The sequence below is a fragment of the Candidatus Thermoplasmatota archaeon genome (assembly GCA_029907305.1).
Lineage (GTDB): Archaea > Thermoplasmatota > E2 > DHVEG-1 > DHVEG-1 > JARYMC01.
The window spans coordinates 1-1,756 of the sequence record JARYMC010000135.1; the positions used below are offsets into that span (position 1 = coordinate 1).

Below are 1,756 nucleotides of genomic sequence, written 5' to 3' on the forward strand. Positions count from 1 at the left end.
TTGTAGTTTTGATGGTGAAAAAAAAAGAACACTTTTTATGAGTGCAGGTTTCACTGATCATATTTGGACAATTAATGAGTTGATGAACTATAAATTTTAATCATTTTATGACACTAGGAACTTTTTTATTCAATTAAATAAAAATTGTGTATACATCATTTTTAGCAGTAATAAACATACAAAATGTAGGATATGTTTTTTTGAATCATTAACATGTGGACATAATCTTTTATTTGGTCATATGTGATTCGACGTCTATTACTTTTTATTCTCACTTTCAAATCAGTTGTTATATAGTTATTTTTTTGACTTATCTCTTTTGTTGGTTGTTCACGTCAAGCATCATTTTGTCATTTTGTCTTTTTTACAATTTGTGTTTTTGTCAATGTTATCTTTTTAACAGGGTATTTTTAAATACAATCAATGACAAAATGTATCGTGTTACCAATTATCAATATATTGGTTAAAAGAAGGAAACGCAGATGCAACGAAAGACAGCAAAACGAACAAAACTATCCATAATCATATCATTATCCCTTCTGATTATCACCCTATTCCAAATTCAGTTAACCAAAGCAGCATATATGGATGTGACTTTCACACCAACAAACGAACCCCCAATGATCTTAAACGAAAAACCAACTAATGGATCAACAGGACTAAAACCAAGACCTATTTGCAGCATAGATGTCATAGACCTTGATGGAAATCTAATGAACATCTACTGGTACGAAAACACAACAGGAAAATGGGTGCTAAGACAAAAAAACACAAAAGTACCAGATTGCACATACCAATGGAATTTTACACAAGCAAAAAAATATTCTACCACCTACTGGTGGAAGGTTGCTGTAAATGATTCAGCACACAATATAACAGCTATATTCCATTTCACAACAAAACACATAAAATCAACACCTAACATAAAACCCGTAGCAAAAATAACTGGTCTAGATCAGGGATATGTGAACCAAACACTGATTTTTTTTGCATACGATAGCTACGACCCAGATGGAAGAATTATTGGATATAGATGGGATTTCAACAACGATGGAGTATTTGACACAGACTGGAGCGACGAAATATACATAGTCCGCAAATACTCAAAACCAGGTAACTACACAATTAAACTCCAAGTTAAAGACAACATGGCCGATGTCTCAGAAGACCTACATACTATCGCAATCCTGCAACTAGGACCAACACAGCAACTACCCATAGCAGAAGCAAACGGGCCTTACGAAGGCTACACAAATGAAACCATTAATTTCAGCAGCGAAGGTAGTTACGACATCAATGGTACAATAGTAAACTACACATGGTATTTCGGCGATAATCAAATATCTTATCTAGCAAACCCATCGCACACATATTCTAAACCGGGTTGTTATCTAGTCATTTTGATAGTTAGAAACAACCAAAACCTCTCCAACATGGATATAGCCACAGCTCATATAACAAACAGATCTGAGATCCCTGAAAAAGAACAAGGATTCTATCTCTGCATACCTTTGTTCTTGATATTGAGTATAATTGTAGCAATAATAATTACTTTAATAACCTATAAGAAATACAGAAATAAAACTACTTTTTAATCAACTTTATTTCTCATCTGAATAGAGATATGTTATCTTTTTAACATTTTGTGAGCGGGAAATCCCCAGACTTTAGCATGGGGGTGAATCGCGCTATTTTTCTTCTAACAAACATTTTTACTTCTGGGCAGGCGCACCCGCCAGAGGCGGATGCCATAGAA

1 protein-coding gene is annotated in these 1,756 nt (G+C 34.1%); it reads left to right on the forward strand.

The window, feature by feature from the left end; all coding sequences use genetic code 11:
- The first annotated feature begins 482 nt into the window (after positions 1 to 482).
- The gene (locus QHH19_07320; protein ID MDH7518129.1) at positions 483 to 1,595 is read left to right on the forward strand and encodes a PKD domain-containing protein; all 1,113 of its coding nucleotides are present in this window, start codon (positions 483 to 485) and stop codon (positions 1,593 to 1,595) included.
- Positions 1,596 to 1,756 lie beyond the last annotated feature (161 nt).